Source organism: uncultured Dialister sp., from assembly GCF_937959425.1.
Taxonomy (GTDB): Bacteria; Bacillota; Negativicutes; order Veillonellales; family Dialisteraceae; genus Dialister.
This window is the reverse complement of sequence record NZ_CALGPS010000045.1, coordinates 1-4944: the sequence shown is the minus strand read 5'-3', so window position 1 is coordinate 4944 and position 4944 is coordinate 1. Positions and strand designations below refer to the sequence as shown.

Below are 4944 nucleotides of genomic sequence, written 5' to 3'. Positions count from 1 at the left end.
ATGGGATGACGCGAATAGCGAGCTATTTAAGGAATCCCATGACGAAGCAGTGCATGAAAATTTTTATGAAAGCAGACTCTGTGAATGAATCAGTGCTTCCCCCAAAGTCTCCCGTCATTTCTGCCGCGATAGATGTCTAAAGTCCTGGATTTCTCTGTTATTTTTTCAGTTTTCACTGAGTTTTTACCATTTTCCGGAAATGGTGAGGGAGAAAAGCGGTACCATTTTCTTCTTTCCATCACTCCATAGAATCATTTCTTATGGCCAACTGGGAAACATATGGAGTGATATCCGGTAGAACCGCGGGCTTTTCGTGCCCCTCTACTATATAAATAACGGCAGGTTGTGATTTTTGAAAAGAGAAGAAAAAAATTATTCAAAATATCATTTCCCACTCATCTTGTTTCTAATCTTTTCTATCGCTTCAGCGGAAGTGGCAAGGGAACTGGATTTGTAGGGGAACGTAGTGACCCCAGAATCCGGTGACACGCTTCCCACTGGGGCGAAGGTGGTGGCGAAGCCACCAAAGGGAGTGGTGCTTTTCCCTCGCCCGCCAGGGCGGTTGTATGGTTTTCCCAGCCACTAGCTACCAGCCCCCAGCCACCCCTCGCCCGCAAGGGTGGTTGGCTTGTTTTCCCACGGGCAAAAGCCCGGTTGTATGGTTTTATAAAAAGAGGGCTCCAATCATTAGAAGGAGCCCCCGCCGCAAGGCGGTATATAATTACGCCGCCACCATGATCCTCACGGCCAAAGGCCGTGTCAAACCTGAGAATTCCTTTGCTTATGAACCCTCACGCCCGCAGGACGTGTCCATAAAGACACGCCACCAATATACAAAAACCAGTTCATGCCGGAACTGATTCCACTGTTGAATTTCACAAAAAAGTAACCTCCAATTTGCAGCATCATAAGTGTCTCGGATTGAACCGGACTATATCGTGGATTTAACCGGATGTGGCAGTCAGCCAAAGGCAGCTGCAGCGGTGATTACCATAATGCAAATGGAGGTTACTACCTATATGATAGTCCAAATCGGTCCGGCTGTCTATAGATCATTCATCCGGTAACCGGCATTTCTTCCGGACCCCCAGGGATTCCCTTCAAAAGTTAAGGAAGTCAATGAAGTTTCATAATGAAGTGAATGTGAAGTTTATAGTGAAGTAAGTGTGAAGTTGATAGTGAAGTGAATGTGAAGTATAATTGAAGTAGTTCATGAAGTTTCCTGAAGGAGGTGGCCCCATGCTGTTAGAGGAGCTGATACCTAATGCCGGTTTAGAAGATTACTGGACTGAATACAAACGCCAGCTAAATAGAGATGATATTTTAAGCTGGCTGAAAACGGCAGCCGGTTTTGCCAATGCCGATGGCGGAGACCTGTATGTGGGAGTGGATGATGAAACCCATACTTTGCTTGGCTTTGACCGTCACGGTGCTGATAAAGAGCGGAATTATTTCAACAGCCAGGTGAATGAGCATCTGGTGCCACGGCCGGATATACGTATAGAATTCCTTCGGTATACCATCAGGGACCAGGAGCGTTTTATCCTTCATATCATGGTGAAAAGTTCTGCTGTAAAGCCGGTTATCCTGAAATATAAAAACGTGCCTGCCATTTATATGCGCCGGGACGGTTTTACTAACGGGGCTACCTATGAAGAAATTATCGAAATGAGCATCAAAAGCCAGCATGCTGAGTTTGACACGCTGCCTTCAGACCGCATGTACAAACGGGGAGATTTTACCGGCCTCCTGGCTTTTTTCAAAGAGCACAACAATGGCAAAGAGTTTACAGACAAAGCTCTGCAGTCTATCGGTTTTTTCAATGAAAAGGGACTATTGGCCAACGGCTCGGTGCTCTTTGCCGATGATTATGCCGGCGGCAAAACAGATATGACCTGCTCCGTTTTTTCCGGGTTCAATAAAGGAAGCGAACGGATTGTCACAGTCAACAGATTTCATGGAAATTTGATTCAGAGTATTTCCTATGCCTGCGACTTTGTTGCCCAGCGGATGAATCACTCCTTCATTAAAACGGATAACGGACGCGTAAATCTTGACGCTTATCCTGCCCGAGCCGTTTTCGAAGGGGTTGTCAATGCGATGGCTCACCGCGATTACTATCTGGATGGTACACAGATTCAAATCGATATGTTCCGTGACCGCCTTGAAATCTCATCCCCCGGCAGCTTTTATCGTGGAGCCCCCTTCGAAAAGACTTATAACCTTTCCTCCATTATTTCAAAAAGAAGAAATGAACTGATTTGTGCTGTGCTGGTAGCCTGTAATGTAATGGAGGCCGCAGGCACAGGCTTTGATAAGATTACAGAAGACTACTCCAAGGCAGATGCCAATCATAAGCCTTATATCTTTTCTGCTTCCGATCATTTTACCCTGGTTCTTCCGGACTTAACCTATGAGCAGGGAGTTGCGGCATCGGACGACGCAAAACTCGAATTTGTTCCTCCCCGAAACGGAACAAAGTACGATGCGGCTATTCTTATGTATTGCCTGGGGCAGGCCAGAAGGATTTCCGACATTGCCCGGCATCTCGGTTTGAGCCCTTCTTCTTATTTCCGTAAAAATATTTTGAACCATTTGATAGAGCAGAAATACCTGTTAGAAAGTCAAAAGGGACGCTCCAGGTATTACCGGACGAATCCCAATGCTGTCCGTTTGAAATGATTCAGCAGATGAAAATGCCCGCCATATTCTTATGGCAGGCATTTTTGATTGAAGACGCTTCGCGTCAGTATGATGACTGCTTCATAGCCAAATGTGGGCACCCTTTAAATGATGAAGGGCTCCTCCAATCATTTGAAGAAGCCCCCGCCGCAAGGCGGTATATCATTGCGCCGCAGGCGCCACCACAACCCTCGCGCCGAAGGCGCGTCAAGCCTTGGAACCTTCAGGGCGCAGGCCCTGTCAAACTTCGGGCCGAAGGCCCACAACCCTCACGCAAAGCGTGTCATTTTTCCGGGAATGGCGGCCAGCCCAGTTCTTTGCCGCCGATAATGTGGGCGTGGAAATGGAAGACGGACTGTCCTGCCTTTTCTCCTGTGTTGATGACAAGACGGAAGCCATCTTCTTTCAGGCCTGCTTCCAGGGCGATTTTCTTGACTACCAGGAAGAAGTCAGCGAAGTTCTTGTTGTATTCTTCGTCGAAGGCAAGGATATTGTCCACGTGTTTTTTCGGAATCACCAGGATGTGCACCGGTGCACAGGGTTCGATGTCCTTGAAGGCATACCAGTTTTCATCTTCATAAACTTTGGTGCTGGGAATTTCTCCGGCAGCGATTTTGCAGAAAATACAATCAGCCATTCTTATTCCTCCTCTGCTAACACGCCTGACAGGCCATCTTCGGTGATAGTATCAATCCTGACAGGATACATTTTGCCTTTTTCTATATGTGAATCTCTGATGGACACCCGGATGTATTCGTCGGTGAGTCCTTCAAAGAAACCATCCTTTACTTCTTCCGCCAGCACATGGACTACGCGGCCCATGAACTGTTTTCTGTATTCCAGGGCAATGCCTTTTTCCAGCTCCTGTACCCGGTGAACCCTTTCTTTTTTCACCTCATTGGACACCTGGTTTGGGTAGGATGCCGCCGGCGTGCCGGTGCGGCGGGAGTAGGGGAATACGTGGATGCCGGAGAATTTGATTTCCTTCAGTGTTTCCAGGGTTTCCAGGAAATTTTCCTCTGTTTCTCCCGGGAAGCCTACGATGAGGTCGGTGGTGAGGGCAATGCCCGGCACCTTTTCCCGAAGTTCGGAAATCAATTTCTTGAACTGGGGCAGCCGGTAGTGGCGGTTCATGCCTTTCAGCACGGCGTCGGAGCCGGACTGGATGGGCAGGTGCAGATGACGGCATACCTTCGGTTCATTCTGCATGATATGGATGAGGTCTTCCGAAAGTTCCACTGATTCCACGGAGCCCAGACGGATGCGGAGGAGATCCGGAATCTTCACCAGCTCCGCCACCAGGGTAGCAAGAGAGGTGCCGTCATGAAGGTCTTTGCCGTAATTGCCAAGGTGGATACCGGTCAGAACCACTTCCCGGTAGCCTTCAGACACCAGGTGCCTGATTTCTTCCACCGCATCCTTCTGGAGGCGGGATTTCAGCTTGCCCCGGGCATAGGGGATAATGCAGAAGGTGCAGTAATTGTCGCAGCCTTCCTGTACCTTCACGAAGGCACGGGTGCGGACTTCACCGGACGCATCGACCCACATGTTTTCAAAACGGTCTACCTTCATAATGTCCACCGTCTCGTTGAGGGGCTTCTTGTCCGTGCGGTGCATGGCTTCTTCCACATAGTCCACAATATGGGTGCGGTTCTGCAGTCCTACGATGACGTCCACATCCCCCATTTTTTCGAAGACTTCCGGCGCCAGCTGGGCATAGCAGCCGGCCACCGCAATCACCGCATGGGGATGGGCCCGGCGGATGCGGCGCACCATCTGTCTTGATTTCCTGTCGCCGATACTGGTGACAGAGCAGGTATTGACCACGTACACATCGGCGTCGTCATTTTCCCCTGCCTGGGCGTACCCGTTTCTCATAAAGAGGGTACGCATGGCGTCGCTGTCATACTGGTTGACCTTGCAGCCAAGTGTAATGAAGGACACCTTTTTTCCTGAGTGTAATGTATTATTTTCCATGTGTTCATTATAACACGGAGGATAGAAAAGGTACAAAGGGTTCCGTACCTATTGGCGGCAGGTTGTGTAGAAGTGTTGTATAAGAAAAGGTTCTTAGGTTTGACGGGGCTTCGCCCCGAAGGTCCTTAAGTTTGACAGAGCCTGCCGGCGCTGAGGGTTGTGGTGGCGGCTGACGCCGCAGTTTATAGGAGGCTGTGAAGAAATGATTGAACATTTTTCACAGCTTCGGCCGGGTCTGTCAAGTCCTTTGTGTAAATTTTTTCTGTCAAGTTAAGATTATTCTAA

Annotated in this window: 3 protein-coding genes; 1 reads left to right on the top strand and 2 read right to left on the bottom strand. The window is 48.9% G+C overall.

The genetic code is table 11. The features are described 5' to 3' along the window. The first annotated feature begins 1239 nt into the window (after positions 1-1239). Positions 1240-2682 (top strand): ATP-binding protein, encoded by a 1443-nt coding sequence (locus Q0482_RS02005; RefSeq protein WP_299142700.1) that lies wholly within the window; start codon positions 1240-1242, stop codon positions 2680-2682. A 283-nt stretch (positions 2683-2965) separates the two neighbouring features. Here Q0482_RS02005 and Q0482_RS02000 read toward each other — a convergent pair whose 3' ends face one another. Together Q0482_RS02000 and mtaB are read right to left on the bottom strand one after the other, a co-directional pair. Further along, a complete protein-coding gene (locus Q0482_RS02000) occupies positions 2966-3319 on the bottom strand; it encodes a histidine triad nucleotide-binding protein (protein WP_291055641.1) in 354 nt (117 codons plus the stop codon). Between the two features lie 2 nt (positions 3320-3321). Continuing rightward, entirely contained in the window at positions 3322-4626 is a 1305-nt protein-coding gene (mtaB, locus tag Q0482_RS01995; protein ID WP_299142697.1) for a tRNA (N(6)-L-threonylcarbamoyladenosine(37)-C(2))-methylthiotransferase MtaB, read from the bottom strand. Between the last annotated feature and the right edge of the window lie 318 nt (positions 4627-4944).

What these genes read in the sequence shown, in the direction of transcription:
- Q0482_RS02005 (WP_299142700.1), top strand. Translation starts at nt 1,240, where the DNA reads ATGCTGTTAGAGGAGCTGATACCTAATGCCGGTTTAGAAGATTACTGG.
- Q0482_RS02000 (WP_291055641.1), bottom strand. Translation starts at nt 3,319, where the DNA reads ATGGCTGATTGTATTTTCTGCAAAATCGCTGCCGGAGAAATTCCCAGC.